We start from the raw sequence: 16353 nt of genomic DNA, 5'->3' as shown, positions 1-16353 counted from the left end.
AACTATTAAAAAAAATAAGTGGAATCCACAACCATTAATAGGAGGTAGTCATTTTGAAAAGCACAGGCATTGTTCGTAAAGTTGATGAATTAGGGAGAATAGTCATTCCAAAGGAACTAAGAAATACTTTAGAAATTTATGAGAAGGATCCACTTGAAATATTCGTTGAAAACGATCGAATTATATTACAAAAGTATAATGCCAGTAAAGCTTGTCAAATAACGGGTGAAATCGAGAATGATAATTTAGTGCTAGCTGACGGGAAAATTGTACTTAGTAGAAAAGCCGCAGAGTCACTCATAACAGAAATTAGAAACAAACAATCACTGTTACATTTTAAATAGGCGATTAAGAAACTAGGCTCCTCAAGTATAATGAGAGCCTTGTTTTTTATGGTTGCTTTAATAATTGTTTAACTGGTTCTATATACTTTTGATAATTCTCGATTAATTCACTTGGAAGCTGATCAATAGGAAAGAATTGTGCAGACAAGGTTTCATCACTATTTGTAGTTAATTCCCCACTATAGTCATTTGTCATATAAACCGCAGTAATGGCATAAAACTGATCACCGTTTTTTGTACGTACAAAGAATTCCTTACCTGAAAACAACTGAACAAACGAAAGATTCTCGACAACAAGCCCCGTTTCCTCTCTTACTTCCCTTTTCGCTACTTCCTCCATACTTTCACCTAAGTCCATTAATCCTCCGGGTAAGCCCCAAAGAGACTCCGGCCTTTGTTGTAGTAAAATCTCATTTCGGTCATTCACAATAACAACAACAGCTCCAGGTAAAAGTAATGGCTCCTTACCTACAAACTCTCTTATCTTTTTATAGTATTCCATTTCTTCTTGCTTCCCCTCTCCCAATCTTAATAAGAAAATTGATAATCGTACTCTCCTGTTTTCGTAATAGTAATATCTATATTAATATTCGCAATGGAATTTTCTGTTAGGGTAAACCTTCCTTTGTAATCATGCTTCCAACGGTCATAATCTTTCCTAAACACAAGTTCTTCAAGATTATATATGTCCGCCTTTATATTTAAAGCATTCTCATAGGTCTCTCTAATTTCCTCCTCCATTTTTTCGATAATTTTTTCCTTCAGAATGGGTAACGAAATTTCTTTTTGAACCTCAATGATCCCACCATTTGCATTAATATCGATATCAAATGTATCTTTGTCTAACTTATTTATTTTCAAATGCGGGTCTAATTGGGTAATAATGATATTTACTTCATCATTATTTTCCAATTTGATTCTTAACGGAGACCTTTTTGTTGTCTTTGTTACCCAACGTAAGCCTCTAAATTGACTTATGGGTAAACTACCTAAATATTTCTTCTCCTTTAAAAGGAAGACTCCAGAGCTTTTAGCTGAATCATTTGTTGCTCCCTTAGTTTTCCAAACATCCTCTTTTACTGATATCATCGGTAGTTTTGTGGTGGTAGCTTTCTCAGTAAAATCTGAATAGAACCGATGCATTCTGATAGGTGAAATGATAGAGTGTACATGATAAGCTTCCTCTGGATTAAAAAGTGTTGTTTGAACCGCGGAGCTAAAGAGACTTGTTACTAGTAGGATATCCTCAATCGAATCTTTCGTGCCATACATCCAGTTAGTTTCCCGTATCTGTTGAAAACGAGCCAAACTATCACTTATTTGATCAATCCCATGTTGCAGTAATCGTTCATGAAAAATAATGATTCCTATATGTGCCCAGTATACTATTTGATTGGATTTATCGTAAATCATATTTATAGCAGCTTCCATTGATTTTCCTTGACCTTTAGCAACCCAGACCTTCGACGGCACTGTTTCTGCTTGCTCCGACTTTGCTACACCTGCAAAAGATACTACCTGTGCGTACAATATATAATCGTCTTTTTCCTTATCATAATCAATGCCAATGGCGGTTATATATTGCATTTCCACAATGTCCTTTTCATCCCAACAACCACTTAATAGAAGAGCACATACGATAATAGGTATAAGGATTTTTTTCATTTTAGCCTACCCTTCGTGTCATCCTTAGGTCGCATAGTACTTGACCTTTTTTTTCGTAAAAGATAAGGTTTTTCTAAAATACTTGCAAATGTATCTTTAAATGACAAAGGAGAAAGTGGAGCTAAATAAGGCAAACCAAACATCTCTAGTCTAGATAAATATAATATCACTGAAAAAATACTGATAAAAAAGCCAAATAAACCGAGCACCGCTGAGAAAAGCAAGATAAAGAAACGTACAAGGCTTAAGGAGGCACCGAGTGACTGGTTAACAAGGGTATATGCAGCAACAGAAGTGACACCAGCAATAACAAGCATGGTGGGAGCTGTTAAACCACCCCTTATTGCTGCATCACCAATGATTAGCCCCCCTACGACCGTTAATGTTTGTCCGATAGCCCTAGGAAGAGTATTACCTGCTTCCTTAAATAACTCAAATAAAGCTAAGACTAAAAATGCCTCTAACGGTGGTGATAATGGTAATCCCATTCGCGAAACTGTGATAGTCGCCAAAAATGGGAAAGGCAATTGATCCATATGAAAGGAAATCATAGCAACATAAAATCCTGGCAAAATACTTGATATGACAAGACCAGTTAACCTAAAAAACATTTGCATATTCGTATAATAATATTCTGTGAAGCGATCTTCCGGTGTTTTTAATACTGAAAATAATGTAGTTGGACCAACCATTACAGTAGGACAACCATCCACAATAATGACAAATCTACCTAAATCTAGATTAGTAACTACGTTATCAGGGCGTCCGGTATAATTAAACAAGGGAAAAAGAGTATAGTACTTACCTGACAATACCTCTTCTAAATCGGTCGTACTAATGATCACATCTGTTTCTATTTTTGCTAGCTGACTTTTTAAATCAATAACATATTGCTCCTTTATTATATCTTTCACATATAATAAACTAATTTTTGTTTTCCCTCGTACCCCTATCTCAATTGCTTCATTTACTAAGGTTGAGGTTTTATACCGTTTTCTTATTAACGCAAGGTTAATATGCAAGTCTTCCACAAATCCATCTCTTGGTCCACGAAAAGATAATTCCGAATTGGACTCTTCTGGTGAACGATTAGGAATTTGAGGCAGTTCAAATTTGAACATTTTATCTAATTCTTCTACTAGGACAAAAACCATGCCAGAATAAATATCTTCTGCTATTGATTCTTTATCTTCTTCCTCAACATTCACTTGATACATAAGTAATTGCTCATTCTCTTCTCTTTTTTCTTCTAGGCGCCTGTCTTCTAAAAAACTTTCTTCTAACCTACCTAAAGCCTCACTTAATTTACCTTTATCGATCATTACTTCAGAAAAGAGAACAACCACTTTCCCTGGTTGTGGATAATATTGAAACGAATAATTAACAAATTGCACGTCGCCATTGATTGCGAATTGCTGCCTTAAGTATTGCTCATCCAATTTATCAGTTTTCGGCAGTCTTTTCTTATTGTTTAATCGCGTTTTCATTTTTTTCCACTCTTCCTTTAATGAATAGGATTAGATGAATACTGAGCGTCACAAGTAGAATCCCAATAACTGTAATAGAAAAAAAGTAATGATCAATCATGATTTTATAAGTCGGTCCATCAATTGGTAAAGATAGGCCGATTATTAAAAAAAGACACACACTAATCAATAAAATCACTTTCCTTTTTTGCGTCTTAAAATGAAATAAATCCCCAATGATAAAGATAGACAAGCTAATACGAATAAACGCACCAGAAAGCCATTGATAAATAGAAAGGAAATCTAACTTATTCAAAAATTTCCCTAAAGTAATTAAACGCCATTGTGCATAAGCAGGGTGCACTAATTCTGATGCTTGTGCTGGACCAAATTCAGTAATTGCACCAATTAAAGGGCCAAAATTAACAAAGACGAAGAAAATACATATCGGAATGAAAAATTTTAAAGAGATGTTATCACGAATATGATGCTGTAATAAAACTAACAAAAAAATCTCCAAAAGCCCTCCTGATAAAATAACAACACCTATTAGAATAGGAGCCCATCCCTCTTCAAAAATGGGAAAAAGTAACGAATAGTCCTTAAACTTAAAATTGGCTATCATAATAAAAAAACCAAGAAAACAAACGATAGGAAATAGAATTCCACTAGCAATCGTAATAGCTTTTATACCTGAGAGTGCAGCTAATAAACAAAGAATGATTAAAATGATAAATAAAACATACTTAGGTGTTTGTATCATATAATTAGTATTCACCCACGAAAAAGTTGTATATAATGTAACAAATACATTGATGAATAAAAGAAATAAAATCAGTGCTCGAATAGCATTATACGCAATTGGAGGACTGTTGGATTTTAACCAGTTCATCAGGTTTTGTTGCCCTGTTTTCTTTATTATTATGTAAATGAGAGGAATCCAAATAATATAAAGACTTCCAGCTATCATTAAACTAATCCAAGCGCTACGTCCTGCCACGCTTAAGACAGAGGGCAATACAATTACATGGGTCATCAAACCAATGGCAAGGCCCAAAACAGGAAATGAATTTAAAGCGGTAATACTTCGAACCATCATCTCTTACCTCCCTTTTTCTTAATATGAGGGAAGAAGTTGGTTTTTATTCCAAAACATATTTGACTTTACAACCGTAACAATTTAAAAAGGGGTTTTGTGATAAAGACATCACAAAACCCCTTTTTATAGAATTACCGAAGAAATCTCAAACCCGTACTCAATACTGTTGGTATAATAGAAGCGTGATTTTCTCCTTCTATTTCCTTATAGATAACTGACAGTTGTTCCATTTCCTTGATTTTCTCATAATACTTTCTAACAGCTATCAATAAATGTTCCTTCTCGTCCCCACCTGCTGCCAGAAAAAGGCGGATATCGCGATTCTCCTGCCTTTGTTCAAATTCTTCCATAAAAGCTGGCACTTCTTGCATTAGAGCTTCACCATTCCACCAAATCGAAGGGCTACAAGCGAAATACGCGTGATAAGAAGTTGGATTATTCATCATCGTCATTAATGTGAATAACCCACCTAAAGAATGACCAAATAAGGATTGATTCTCTTGATTAACCGGAAACTCTTTATTAATAACTGGTTTTAACTCATTTTCTATAAAGTCATTAAACTGTTCGGCTCCGCCAGTATCTCCCCAAGCACTACCATCTGGTCGTAGTGGTAAATGATCACTTTCTGCAGGTGGGGTAAAATCAAAGACCCTCCTTGAATGAAAATCTTTAGCTCCATATCCTATACCTACAATAATCACTTCAGATACGCCTGTTTTAGCAGACCGTTTCGCCTGCAGCCGAATAACTTCCTTTATCAACTGAAAATAGGCATCGCCATCAAGTACATAAAGAACACCATAGCCTTCAGATGGGGGTGGATTCTCTGGCATATGAATTGATATGACATAGTCTTGCTTTGTTTTAGAATGTACTGTCCATTGTTGTATTTCTCCATGTAACACTTTCCCATCCCCTATCATTATCTTTTTTGCTTGACTAATAAATATAAGAAATATGGTACACCAATCATTGATATGACAATTCCTACCGGCAATTCGACTGGCGTGAACACATTTTTGGCAACAAAATCAGCAATGACCACAAGAAGCATACCAATCAAGCCCGAAATCGGTAAAATAAATTGATGCTTCATCCCTACCAATTGTCGTGCAATATGTGGTGCCATTAAACCAATGAAACTAATATTTCCTGAAACAGATACACAAGCACTAATTAACCCAATGCTTAAAATAATGAGTTTAATCTTTTCACGTTCAACAGGTACTCCTACACCCTTCGAACTAATGTCAGATAGTCGAAAAAGATCTAATAAATAACTTTTCCGGATGATTAATGGAATAAGAATAACTAGCCAAGGTATCATTGAAATAATATAAATCCAATTCGCATTATAAATACTCCCAGATACCCAAACAGCAGCCATTTCATAATCAGAAGAATTCATTTTTAAAGAGATATACATAGAAAGCGCACCAAAACCAGAACTAATGGCAATACCAGTTAGAATTAACCGACCTGTATCAAATGTCCCCTTTTGCCAAGAGAAGAAAAAGATAATAACCGCTGCAAGTAGTCCACCAATCAATCCAAAAATCGGCATAATCATGATCGATAGCCAACCAGTTAAATCCAGCTGCCCTTGGAAAAACAACATAAATATAACAATTGCAGCCCCTGCTCCAGCATTGATTCCTAGAATTCCGGAATCAGCCAACCCATTCCTTGTTACACCTTGAATGACCGTACCTGCTATACCTAAACCAAATCCAACAAGTGCTCCAATGACAATTCGAGGCAAGCGAAAATCAAAAATAACTAAATCAAGCTGATCAGACGGATCAATACGGAATAAAGTATGGATGACATCAGTAAAATTTACATTTATAACTCCATAAACTAAGCTGACATAAGCACTCACTAAAATAAGAATACATAAAACAATCGCAATAAGAACGGTTTTACGCATGCTTTTCTCCCCCTCTCTTATAAATCAGGTAGAGGAAGAATGGCACTCCTATGAGTGCTGTCACAACACCAATTGGTGTCTCGAACGGATGATTGACAAACCGGCTAATGATATCACATACTGCTAGAAATATCGCCCCAATTATTGCGGAAGATGGAATGAGCCATCTATAATCCACACCAACTAAAAATCTTGCAATATGAGGAATAATTAACCCTACAAAACCAACCTTACCAACGAGGGCTACTGCTGTCCCAGTCAGACAAATGACTGCCAATAAAGCAAGTGCTTTCACCCATTTCGTCTTTTGCCCCAAAGTAACAGCAATTTCTTCTCCTAGAGAAAGAATGGTAATATGTCCAGACGTGATGAGAGCGATAATCAAACCAATGACACCAAATGGAATGGCCAAAAGAAATGTATCTACATCTACTTGATGAAGTTTGGCATTATACCAAAAACTAACATCTTGTGAAATTTGAAAATAAGATGCTAATGCAGCAGAAGTACTTGATAAAAAGGTACCTATGACGGTTCCAATAATCGCTAATCGAACGGGTGTTAAACCTTTTGGTATTAAAGAACCAAACCCATAGACAATTCCTGCACCTAATGCGGAGCCAACCATTGAAAACAGTATCATTTCAATAGAAGTCATATTCGGCAATACAATCATGCAAATAGTAATAACAAAAGCAGAACCATCTGTTACACCCATAATGGAAGGAGAAGCTAAATAATTCCTTGTCATTCCTTGCATAATCGCACCTGACACAGCTAAAAATGCACCAACTAACATGGCCGTTAATACCCTTGGCAACCTTGAGGTAATAATAATCGCATGATCCGTATTACCTTCATCGTATGCAGTAAAAGCTTCCCAAATCGTTGAAAAAGATATCCCTTTAGTTCCGTAAATAACAGATAAAATAGTTGTTATTATCATAAGTATAGGTGATATCAATATAATCATTTTTGCTAATCTTGTTTTATTCTTCACAATCCCCACAACTCTTTTTATTTATTTTTCTATTAAAATGTATAGAAATAGTCAAGATACTACCGTCTTTGTTTCTATGTAAAAAATCCACCTCAACTCTTAACGAAAATGATAATCGTTATCATTTACTATAATAAAACATCTCCCGATTGACAAGAGAAAAAGAGAAAAAATTGAATCTTCTCATACCTTAAAGTAACAAACACATACTGTTAGCCTATACAAGCCTTCAGCATGTGCGCTTATTACTAGACAATTATATTTTCTCAACCAAAAGAAAAACGGCAACTTCATCGCTGAAGTGCCGCTTAAAAATCAAATCAATATCCACTTAAGTATTTCGCTACATTTATCTATTTTCCTGTTATATGTCGAATAAATTTTGACAAATGAAGCAAAGTTTCTACATGATGATTACAATCTTTCATATCTTTACACACCGTATTACCTCTTTTGGTAAAGGTACCAACGACTTCACCCTTTGTCTCGACTATGAACATGCCTATATCTGTAAAACGGTGACAAATATGACAAAGCCCTTTTTGTTCAGAAGGTTGGAAAGTTCCTCTTAAACCAATATAGCTTTGTTCGTATGGGGCAACAATCATTCGGTACTGACTACCCTTTTCATCCCAAGATAGATAGGTCATTGTTTGATAATCTTCTGCATCAATTAATGGGAACTTCAGTTTCTTCACCTTTGGAAATAACTTCCTTAGTTTCGTTTCTGACAGAGCTGGGAAGGGGATAACATAGGGCTTTAATTCATGAAAGAATTTATCTGCAGTTAATCGATCGTCAACCAATCGCATTTGTCCCAGTAAGGAAGCCTCCTCCTCCGCCATATCAGGTAATGATTGCTGAACCGCTTCCCATGCCAATGTTTTTACTGTTTTTAAGATCGTTGGATCATTGACAGAGGACTTGGCATTTATTATTTTATTCACCTGTTTTTTCACAAGATTATACTGTTCATTGGTCATAAAGGCTATCATTATTTTCACTCCTGCCTTAGTTTCTTCCTTCTTAATTTACCCTATATGTAAACATAAAAAAATGCCGAATTTAAATAAAAATTAAAGTCGGCATAAATCATTTATTTTGTGTAAATAATTTTCCTTATTGTCTCGTGAGCTAAAAAGTATTCATCGCTTAGCTCATCCATTGTTTTTCCCATACTATAGGAAGCTCTAATCTCTTCATTTCTTTGACTGATTTTGAGTCTTGCACCTGATTTCATTCCCCAACCATCCTTATTGTGAGGGGGTTTAGGGATATAAATCGATTCACCTTGAATATATTTTTGTATCTCTTTTAATAATTCAGGTGGCAACACATTCTTTGCTTTTTGATATCTCATCTTACGCTCGCTCCTTATTGTTTGTAGATAATAAGGACGCAAAGCCTAATGAAGAGACATGGCGATTGCATTTATTCTACCTCACACAAAGTATCGCCTTCTCTATAGGCTTTGCGTGAGCTGTTTCATTATTTAGCAAAAAGGTGATTTGCATGTTGTGACCACCTCCTAAAAATAGAATAAAATGGATGCGAAACAAAAAATCGCATCCATCATTTATATTTATTCACTCATGTCTACATTATGGTAAACACGTTGTACATCATCTAAATCTTCTAGGGCATCAATTAATTTGTCAAATTGCGCAAGTTGTTCTTCCTCTAAGTTCACTTCTGTTTGTGGTAACATTGTTTGTTCTGCAACTGTAAACTCTTCAATGCCAGCACCTTTTAGCGCCTCTTGCACAGCATGGAATTGGTCAGGTTCTGCATAAACAATCACTGATTCTTCTTCTTCAAGAAGGTCACGCACATCAATATCCGCTTCCATCAATATTTCTAACACTTCATCCGCTGTTTTTCCTTCTAAACCAAAAACAGCTGTTGCATCAAACATATAAGAAACAGAGCCACTTACACCCATATTTCCACCATTCTTACCAAATGCAGCGCGCACATTTGATGCTGTGCGATTGACATTATTGGTAAGGGCATCAACAATAATCATACTACCTCCAGGACCAAATCCTTCGTAACGAAGCTCATCATACTTTTCTTCCCCGCCACCCTTCGCTTTATCAATCGCGCGGTCGATAATATTTCTCGGTACATTATATGTTTTTGCACGTTCCAACACTTGTTTTAATGCCTGATTCGATTCAGGATCAGGTTCCCCTTGTCTTGCCACTACATAGATTTCAAGGGCAAATTTCGTATAAATACGGCTATTATTGGCGTCCTTTGCCGCTTTCTTATCTTTTATATTATTCCATTTACGGCCCATATGTCCCACTCTCTTTCAACTTTTATCTACTCATCATTTTTTTAGATGCACTAAATATTCATTGATTATTATAACGCAAACCGCTAAGAGAAAAAAGCTCGTTGATTAATTAATGTTTTTCCATAGGTTAAGTAAGACAAATTGTGCCCCGAGAAAAACTGCCCAACCTATGACACCGAAAAGAATAGAAACAGCAAAAGAAAAAGCAGACTTTAGCGAAAAAAAGACAATAGCCAAAAGCACTATCGTACTTGGTAAACCTAAAAGAACCCCAAGTGTGAATTCACTCATCACTCCTGTATCATTTTTTTCTACCCAGAGCCAAATAAGGCTTAATAAACTGACAAGTGGCAATGCAGCAATGACACCACCATATGTAGGAAAACGTTTAGCCATTTCTGTAACAACGCCAATAATGATTGCTGAAAGAAGTATTTTAACTATTAGTTGCATTTTTCGCTCGCTCACTTAATAAGTGTAAGGCAGAATCAATGATTTGTTTCTCCGAAGGCGTCATACTAGCGAGAATTTGCGCTAATTTTCCTTCGTCAAGATTCGCATTTCTCTTTAGTACTTGCCTCCCTTGTTCAGTTAGCCTTAATATAACCATTCTCTCATCTACTGTTGATCTTTCTTTATGTATCCATGACTTATGAATTAATCTCTTCACATGTTCAGACGCAGTATTGTGTGAGACGTCAATATTCTTCGCTACTTCTTTTATTCCAATATGTTCACACTTATCTAAAAGCTGCAAAATCCTTACACCTTGATGGGATATCTTATCCTCGTTTTGATTTTGATAACGTAAGTAAAAATAGATGTCTGTCCAGTATTTATTTAGTTCAGTTGGATTCATATAATCAACCTCATTCTTTTTCATCTTATAATAAGATTATATCGTATAATACGATAAATATACAAATGTTTTTAAGTTATGGTAAAATATTCACAATAATCTGTATTACAATCAATTCTCTAAGAAAGTTTCCACCTTCACAAACCTTCCTACTATGAAAGGGGATTAAATTAATATGAAAAAATGGCTCGTAATTATTATAATAAGTGGCTTTGTGATTATTAGCGGAGGCTGGTTTACTGCAAGTTATCTCAGTAATGATTCTCTTTCAGTAGCTAATCTTCAGGGTGATACTTCAAATAAAGCATCAAGAAAAGCTAGTATAGATGGGGATATGAATGCCTATACGGAAAACACTGGATTAAGTACAAATTCGACTCAAAGTGAAGTAATTGATGTGATGCATAAAATGACACATCAAAAAGTCAAGGCAAGTGAAAAGTGGGGTTCTGTTCGAATGTCAGAACAAGCAATTGAAGAAGTGAAAAAAACGATTGAAAACAATCAATTTGAACATGAAGAAGAGCTTTTAACTATTTTAGATAAATGGAGCAAAGGGGATTTCTCTAATGTAGATAATGACCACAATTATTTCTGGTCATTGCAAAATGGCACAATTGGTAAGGCAACTGGAATCTTATCCCCAGAAGAAGAAGAAGCTTTTATTGAGAAGTATTTTGAATAAATCGTAACTACTTACTTTTCCTCTTTTTTCTATACAGAGTAAATATAATCATCATAAAGCAGAGAAGGGCATAATAGGGATAGCCTGAAACTTTAAATGCATACAACGCTTGATCCACCACAGTAGGTGTTCCATCTGGTGCAGTTGGAAAAATAAGATGATTCTTATACAACTCATCACCAATAAGATAACTACCTACAATGCTTGTAGCAACTAAATAAAAACACATGAACAAAACCAATATAAACACACTAAAAGAATAAATATACTTCATCCCTTCCCTCCCATCCATCATTTTCAAGATTACATACGCTTAATATATTTTATTCTAAATCATTAATATATGGGTAACAATGTAAAATCACACAAAAATAGTTGCCCATTTTCCTGGCAACTATTTTGTCATTTCCATACAGAGATTATTTTTCCGATCCAACATACGTCGATTGTGGTCTAAAAATGACATTATCTTCAGCTTGTTCAAGAATATGTGCTGTCCAGCCTACCATTCTAGCAGCAGTGAAGGTGGGCGTAAAAAGAGTAGGATCCATAGAGAGCGCTCTCATAATTGCTGTTGCGTAAAATTCAACATTGGTATATAGTTTTCTATCAGGTTTTAACTCAGCAAGTATTGTAACCACTTCTTTTTCAACTTCAATTGCAAAATGAAGCCAAGAATCCTCTACTTGCATCGATAGTAACTTTTCTTTTAAAGCCTCGGCTCTTGGATCAACCGTTTTATATACACGATGGCCAAACCCCATTAATTTTTCACCACTTAGTATCTTATGCTTAATCGTTTTCTTTCTATCGTTACTAACCTTCAATTCTTCTAATAATGCGATAACACCTGTAGGCGCACCACCATGTAGTGGTCCTTTCATTGTACCAATTGCTGTTACAATACTAGAAACGATATCTGACTCAGTAGAAGCGGTCACACGAGCGGCAAATGTTGATGCGTTCATACCGTGTTCCATCGTTAAAATCATATACGTCTCTAATGCCTGAACATGAGCTATTAACGGTTTTTTTCCAGTAAGCATATATAAATAGTTTTCAACATGTGACAATTGTAGCTCTGGATGGACCACATCTTTGTTTGCTAATAGTCTCGTACGGTGAGCAATAATCGTAGGAATTACCGCTGTTAGCTTGATCGCTTGTTCCACTGTAGGGGGACCGCTGTAAGTTTGGTCACCTTCTAATGAAATAAGCGTTCGAATGACATCCATTAAACTCATATCTCTTGGTAATGCCTGCAGCACTTCCCATTGCAAAGGACTTAATGCTCTATTATCTTTGATCTTTTGAATGCACTCCTTCACTTCCCTATCCGTTGGCAATTCCCCATACCACAGTAGAGAGGCTGCTTCTTCAAATGTTAATGTTTTCGTCAATTCTCCAACGTCATAACCTCGATAAGTTAATCTTCCTTTTTCTCCATCTACAGAAGCCACTTTTGTTTCAACCGCAACGATACCCTTTAAGCCTTTCCTGAACATTTTCATTCTCCTCTCTTCTTTTTTTTAGTATACGCTCGTTGTATAATTAAGAAAATTAAATATTTTTTATTAATTCATTTAATAATATTAATTGATAGGATGGTGAAGAAATTGGAGTTCCAATGGTTAAAAACCTTTATTACAGCAGCAAACTATTTAAACTATAGACAAACAGCAGAAGCTCTTTATATTTCGCAACCGTCAGTTACTGTTCATATCCGTCATTTAGAAAAAGCATTAGCAACCACTCTTTTCAAGAAAGAGGGACGTTCCATGCGTTTAACAAAGGCCGGGAAACAATTTCTTCCGTATGCTAAACAAATTCTAGCAAGTTTTGAAGAGGGTAAAAAAGCACTTAGTCATTATACGCAAGGATATACTTCCTCGCTAAGCATAGGAATTTCTCCTATTATCGCTGATACGATTCTACCTTTCGCATTAAAAAATTATATGCGCAAGCATCCATTTGTTGAAGTAGCTGTACATGTACTAGAATCCGAGGAAATGGAAAAAGCGCTCTTCGAAGAGGATATTGATATCGGCTTGAGCTGTAATCTGCCTAATTCAAGAGAGGTGCAATATCAAATACTATACTCTGAAGATGTTAAATTAATCATCGCGCATGATGGAAAAGATGCTGAGAGCGCACCACCATTGGAAGAGGAAGATATTTTATTTCATCATCTTTTAATAACCGACAATCATCCCATATACTGGTCTAAACTAAAAAATGATCTTCACTATCAGTATGCCTTTATCAAAACAATGAAAGTATCGCAAATACACATTTCTAAACGGTTCATTATTGAGGGATTGGGTGTTTCCTATTTACCGCTGTCCACTGTAAGAAGAGAATTAATGGAAGGATGGTTATTAGAAGTCCCCCAATCAAATATTACATTACCCCAAGCCCATACGTACGCTTGGATGAAAAAAGAAAATAACCAACAAATGGATTTCATGAAATATTTACAAAACTACCGTTTGTGACAATTCAACGAAACATGAACAACATTAGATATAATTACCTATATATTTTACATTTACTAACTATCATTTTCGACTCTTATAGTCGATAAACATCTTAGATTCATATATTCTAAGGAGGTTATTCCATGAGTTTTCAATTATCAGTATTAAATAAGCAGTTTATAAATGGAGAATGGCGCCAAGGAAAAAGTCAAACTCTCTTACAAAATATTAATCCATTTAATGAAGACATCCTTGCAGAAGTAAATGGTGCTACATTAGAAGATATTGATGAAGCATATCAAGCAAGTGCTAAGGCAAAGCTAGAATGGGATCGTGTCAACCCCTATAAAAAACGAGACATATTAGAAAAAGCGGTAGCCATTATCGACTCACATGAAGAAGAAATTGTCCAGTTAATTATTGCTGAACTTGGAGGTACTCGATTAAAAGCGGCTTTTGAAATTGGCCTTGTAAAAAATATGATTAAAGAGGCAGCCACTTACCCACTTCGTATGGAAGGTAAAATTCTGCCGTCTACAGAAGACCATAAAGAAAATAGATTATATCGTGTTCCAGCTGGTGTGGTTGGAGTCATTAGTCCATTTAACTTTCCTTTCTTCCTTTCTATGAAATCAGTTGCTCCTGCACTTGGCGCGGGATGTGGAGTAGTCCTCAAACCTCATGAAGATTCAATGGTAACTGGTGGTACATTAATAGGAAAGATATTTGAAGAAGCTGGTGTCCCTAAAGGATTACTAAATGTTGTATTATGTGATATTAAGGAAATTGGCGATGGCTTTGTAGAACATCCGATTCCAAGAATCATTTCTTTTACCGGTTCTACTACAGTAGGTAGTTACATCGGTCAAGTAGCAGTGAAGAACTTTAAAAAACCTTTACTAGAGTTAGGCGGTAATAGTGCTTTTATCGTCATGGAAGATGCAGATATTGATTATGCCGTTAATGCAGCAACATTTAGCCGTTTCACACACCAAGGACAAATTTGTATGTCTGCGAATCGTATTCTCGTTCAAAAATCAATTTACCCAACGTTTATGAACAAATTTAAAGAAAAGGTAGCAGCACTTAAAGTCGGGGATCCTAGCGACCCTGAAACCGTTATCGGTCCTGTTATTAACAAACGACAAGCATCAACATTAGAGGATTTAATTCATACGGGCATTCAAGAAGGTGCAGAACCTATCCTATTAGGAGAAATTAGCGGGAATTTAGTTGCACCAACGATTTTAACAAATGTGACACCTGAAATGACAGTCGCACAAAAAGAACTCTTTGGTCCTGTTGTTTGTATTATGACTTTTGATACAGAAGAAGATGCTATTAATATTGCCAACAATACACAACTCGGATTAAGCGGGGCGCTTCATACTGCCAATGTAGAACGCGGTGTTGAAATGGCAAAAAGAATTCACACGGGTATGATTCATGTAAATGATGTTACGATTAACGATGAGCCTATTGTTGCTTTTGGTGGTGAAAAACAATCCGGACTTGGTCGATTAAATGGAGATTGGAGTTTAGATGAGTTTACAACAATGAAATGGATTTCTGTTAATTATAGTCAAAGACAATTGCCATATTAATAATTAGGGAGATAAAAAGATGATTGAAACAGAACAGCAATCAATAAACGTAATGGACGCTTTTCTAAAGGTAGCACCTTACTTAAATACATTAATTCATGATGATATCACTATTGGTATATATGATACAGAGAAATTAATCATTAATTATCCAGGGAAGACATTTTCATTAAATGTCTCTCCAGGGGACCCTCTAATTGACGGTGACATTATTACAGAATCCATACGTACAAATAGCACTAAAACATCGATGGTACCAAAAGAATTATTCGGTTTTCCCCTTATTGCAAAAGCCATCCCCCTTCATAATGAGAAGGGTGAAGTAATCGGTGGAGTAGGTATTGGAATTAGTTTAGAAAAGTCCAATCAGCTCTTCGATGTAGCAGAAAGTCTTTCAGCAGTATCAGAACAAACAGCTGCAGCCATTGAAGAGATAAGTAAATCAGTGACTATTCTTGCAGATAAAGTGACTGATATGTCTTCACAAATGGGGACTGTTAGCCATAGTGCAGATGAAATCGGAAAAATATCCACTGCTGTAAAAAGTATTTCTGATCAAAGTAACCTTTTAGGTTTAAATGCAGCAATTGAAGCAGCACGAGCTGGGGACGCTGGAAGAGGATTCTCTGTAGTAGCGGAAGAGATTCGTAAGCTTGCAAGTAATAGTAAAGACCATGTTTCGCAAATAGATCAAATTACGAAAAGTATAGCGGGGTTACTCACTGAGCTTAATCAATCTTTCTCACAAATTCATCAATTAACAGATACCCAAGCAGCCTCCATTCAGGAGTTTTCAGCGACGATTCAAGAAATTAGTCGCAACGCTCAACATTTAGTGGAGATGGCTGATACGACAGTAGATAGCGATTGATATTCTTTCTGTCATGTCATAGCTTGCCTTCTATAAAGAAGCACGAAC

19 protein-coding genes are annotated in these 16353 nt (G+C 35.8%); 5 read left to right on the top strand and 14 right to left on the bottom strand.

Features of this window, described 5'->3' with window-relative positions; all coding sequences use genetic code 11:
* The first annotated feature begins 53 nt into the window (after positions 1-53).
* Positions 54-344, top strand: coding sequence for an AbrB/MazE/SpoVT family DNA-binding domain-containing protein (locus MKX67_RS06175; protein WP_095370159.1), 291 nt, complete (start codon positions 54-56; stop codon positions 342-344).
* 46 nt (positions 345-390) lie between these two features.
* Here the strand turns inward: MKX67_RS06175 and MKX67_RS06170 are convergent, their stop codons facing one another.
* The 12 genes from MKX67_RS06170 to MKX67_RS06115 all read right to left on the bottom strand — a co-directional run bounded on the left by MKX67_RS06170 (position 391) and on the right by MKX67_RS06115 (position 10668).
* Entirely contained in the window at positions 391-846 is a 456-nt protein-coding gene (locus MKX67_RS06170) for an NUDIX domain-containing protein (RefSeq protein WP_224935237.1), read from the bottom strand.
* A 26-nt stretch (positions 847-872) separates the two neighbouring features.
* Entirely contained in the window at positions 873-2009 is a 1137-nt protein-coding gene (locus MKX67_RS06165; protein ID WP_342489043.1) for a Ger(x)C family spore germination protein, read from the bottom strand.
* The gene (locus tag MKX67_RS06160; RefSeq protein ID WP_342489042.1) at positions 2006-3496 is read right to left on the bottom strand and encodes a spore germination protein; all 1491 of its coding nucleotides are present in this window, start codon (positions 3494-3496) and stop codon (positions 2006-2008) included. The genes MKX67_RS06165 and MKX67_RS06160 overlap by 4 nt, the downstream gene beginning before the upstream one ends.
* A complete protein-coding gene (locus MKX67_RS06155) occupies positions 3474-4574 on the bottom strand; it encodes an endospore germination permease (RefSeq protein WP_342489041.1) in 1101 nt (366 codons plus the stop codon). Before MKX67_RS06155 ends, MKX67_RS06160 begins: the two co-directional genes overlap by 23 nt.
* 131 nt (positions 4575-4705) lie before the next feature.
* A complete protein-coding gene (locus MKX67_RS06150) occupies positions 4706-5482 on the bottom strand; it encodes an alpha/beta hydrolase-fold protein (RefSeq protein ID WP_342489040.1) in 777 nt (258 codons plus the stop codon).
* A gap of 17 nt (positions 5483-5499) precedes the next feature.
* On the bottom strand, positions 5500-6507 hold the full coding sequence (locus MKX67_RS06145) for an iron ABC transporter permease (protein WP_342489039.1): 1008 nt from the start codon (positions 6505-6507) through the stop codon (positions 5500-5502).
* Positions 6500-7480, bottom strand: a complete 981-nt coding sequence (locus tag MKX67_RS06140; RefSeq protein ID WP_224935726.1) for an iron ABC transporter permease — start codon at positions 7478-7480, stop codon at positions 6500-6502. The genes MKX67_RS06145 and MKX67_RS06140 overlap by 8 nt, the downstream gene beginning before the upstream one ends.
* A 380-nt stretch (positions 7481-7860) precedes the next feature.
* The gene (locus MKX67_RS06135; RefSeq protein ID WP_342489038.1) at positions 7861-8502 is read right to left on the bottom strand and encodes a FusB/FusC family EF-G-binding protein; all 642 of its coding nucleotides are present in this window, start codon (positions 8500-8502) and stop codon (positions 7861-7863) included.
* Between the two features lie 101 nt (positions 8503-8603).
* A complete protein-coding gene (locus MKX67_RS06130; RefSeq protein ID WP_224935213.1) occupies positions 8604-8867 on the bottom strand; it encodes a CD3324 family protein in 264 nt (87 codons plus the stop codon).
* A 222-nt stretch (positions 8868-9089) separates the two neighbouring features.
* Positions 9090-9809, bottom strand: coding sequence for a YebC/PmpR family DNA-binding transcriptional regulator (locus MKX67_RS06125; protein ID WP_095370167.1), 720 nt, complete (start codon positions 9807-9809; stop codon positions 9090-9092).
* A gap of 105 nt (positions 9810-9914) precedes the next feature.
* The gene (locus MKX67_RS06120; RefSeq protein ID WP_095370168.1) at positions 9915-10262 is read right to left on the bottom strand and encodes a DUF3147 family protein; all 348 of its coding nucleotides are present in this window, start codon (positions 10260-10262) and stop codon (positions 9915-9917) included.
* Entirely contained in the window at positions 10246-10668 is a 423-nt protein-coding gene (locus MKX67_RS06115; protein ID WP_224935207.1) for a MarR family transcriptional regulator, read from the bottom strand. The genes MKX67_RS06120 and MKX67_RS06115 overlap by 17 nt, the downstream gene beginning before the upstream one ends.
* Positions 10669-10843: 175 nt before the next feature.
* Between MKX67_RS06115 and MKX67_RS06110 the strand changes: the two genes are divergently transcribed.
* The gene (locus MKX67_RS06110; RefSeq protein ID WP_224935203.1) at positions 10844-11353 is read left to right on the top strand and encodes a DUF6241 domain-containing protein; all 510 of its coding nucleotides are present in this window, start codon (positions 10844-10846) and stop codon (positions 11351-11353) included.
* 7 nt (positions 11354-11360) lie between these two features.
* On the opposite strand, the gene MKX67_RS06105 is transcribed toward MKX67_RS06110, so the two are convergent.
* Complete coding sequence (locus tag MKX67_RS06105) at positions 11361-11627, bottom strand: hypothetical protein (RefSeq protein ID WP_342489036.1); 267 nt, start codon at positions 11625-11627, stop codon at positions 11361-11363.
* 145 nt (positions 11628-11772) lie between these two features.
* Positions 11773-12858 (bottom strand): citrate synthase/methylcitrate synthase, encoded by a 1086-nt coding sequence (locus tag MKX67_RS06100; RefSeq protein WP_342489035.1) that lies wholly within the window; start codon positions 12856-12858, stop codon positions 11773-11775.
* A 111-nt stretch (positions 12859-12969) separates the two neighbouring features.
* Here MKX67_RS06100 and MKX67_RS06095 point away from each other — a divergent pair, with 111 nt between their 5' ends.
* From MKX67_RS06095 to MKX67_RS06085, 3 genes are all read left to right on the top strand, one after another.
* On the top strand, positions 12970-13848 hold the full coding sequence (locus tag MKX67_RS06095; protein WP_342489034.1) for a LysR family transcriptional regulator: 879 nt from the start codon (positions 12970-12972) through the stop codon (positions 13846-13848).
* 125 nt (positions 13849-13973) lie between these two features.
* Positions 13974-15434, top strand: a complete 1461-nt coding sequence (locus MKX67_RS06090; RefSeq protein WP_095370174.1) for an aldehyde dehydrogenase family protein — start codon at positions 13974-13976, stop codon at positions 15432-15434.
* Between the two features lie 19 nt (positions 15435-15453).
* Positions 15454-16305 carry a methyl-accepting chemotaxis protein gene (locus MKX67_RS06085; protein ID WP_095370175.1) on the top strand — a complete coding sequence of 284 codons (852 nt, stop codon included), beginning with the start codon at positions 15454-15456 and terminating at the stop codon, positions 16303-16305.
* The last annotated feature ends 48 nt before the right edge of the window (positions 16306-16353 follow it).

It is taken from the genome of Cytobacillus sp. FSL W7-1323 (assembly GCF_038595015.1).
In the GTDB taxonomy this organism is placed as follows: Bacteria; Bacillota; Bacilli; order Bacillales; family Cytobacillaceae; genus Cytobacillus; species Cytobacillus kochii.
Note: the sequence above shows the minus strand (reverse complement) of the source record. Positions and strands in the feature narration are given on the sequence as shown.

Coding starts and splice junctions, on each gene's coding strand:
- MKX67_RS06170 (WP_224935237.1), bottom strand. CDS start 846: ATGGAATACTATAAAAAGATAAGAGAGTTTGTAGGTAAGGAGCCATTA.
- MKX67_RS06165 (WP_342489043.1), bottom strand. CDS start 2,009: ATGAAAAAAATCCTTATACCTATTATCGTATGTGCTCTTCTATTAAGT.
- MKX67_RS06160 (WP_342489042.1), bottom strand. CDS start 3,496: ATGAAAACGCGATTAAACAATAAGAAAAGACTGCCGAAAACTGATAAA.
- MKX67_RS06155 (WP_342489041.1), bottom strand. CDS start 4,574: ATGATGGTTCGAAGTATTACCGCTTTAAATTCATTTCCTGTTTTGGGC.
- MKX67_RS06145 (WP_342489039.1), bottom strand. CDS start 6,507: ATGCGTAAAACCGTTCTTATTGCGATTGTTTTATGTATTCTTATTTTA.
- MKX67_RS06140 (WP_224935726.1), bottom strand. CDS start 7,480: ATGATTATATTGATATCACCTATACTTATGATAATAACAACTATTTTA.
- MKX67_RS06135 (WP_342489038.1), bottom strand. CDS start 8,502: ATGATAGCCTTTATGACCAATGAACAGTATAATCTTGTGAAAAAACAG.
- MKX67_RS06130 (WP_224935213.1), bottom strand. CDS start 8,867: ATGAGATATCAAAAAGCAAAGAATGTGTTGCCACCTGAATTATTAAAA.
- MKX67_RS06125 (WP_095370167.1), bottom strand. CDS start 9,809: ATGGGCCGTAAATGGAATAATATAAAAGATAAGAAAGCGGCAAAGGAC.
- MKX67_RS06120 (WP_095370168.1), bottom strand. CDS start 10,262: ATGCAACTAATAGTTAAAATACTTCTTTCAGCAATCATTATTGGCGTT.
- MKX67_RS06115 (WP_224935207.1), bottom strand. CDS start 10,668: ATGAATCCAACTGAACTAAATAAATACTGGACAGACATCTATTTTTAC.
- MKX67_RS06110 (WP_224935203.1), top strand. CDS start 10,844: ATGAAAAAATGGCTCGTAATTATTATAATAAGTGGCTTTGTGATTATT.
- MKX67_RS06105 (WP_342489036.1), bottom strand. CDS start 11,627: ATGAAGTATATTTATTCTTTTAGTGTGTTTATATTGGTTTTGTTCATG.
- MKX67_RS06100 (WP_342489035.1), bottom strand. CDS start 12,858: ATGTTCAGGAAAGGCTTAAAGGGTATCGTTGCGGTTGAAACAAAAGTG.
- MKX67_RS06090 (WP_095370174.1), top strand. CDS start 13,974: ATGAGTTTTCAATTATCAGTATTAAATAAGCAGTTTATAAATGGAGAA.
- MKX67_RS06085 (WP_095370175.1), top strand. CDS start 15,454: ATGATTGAAACAGAACAGCAATCAATAAACGTAATGGACGCTTTTCTA.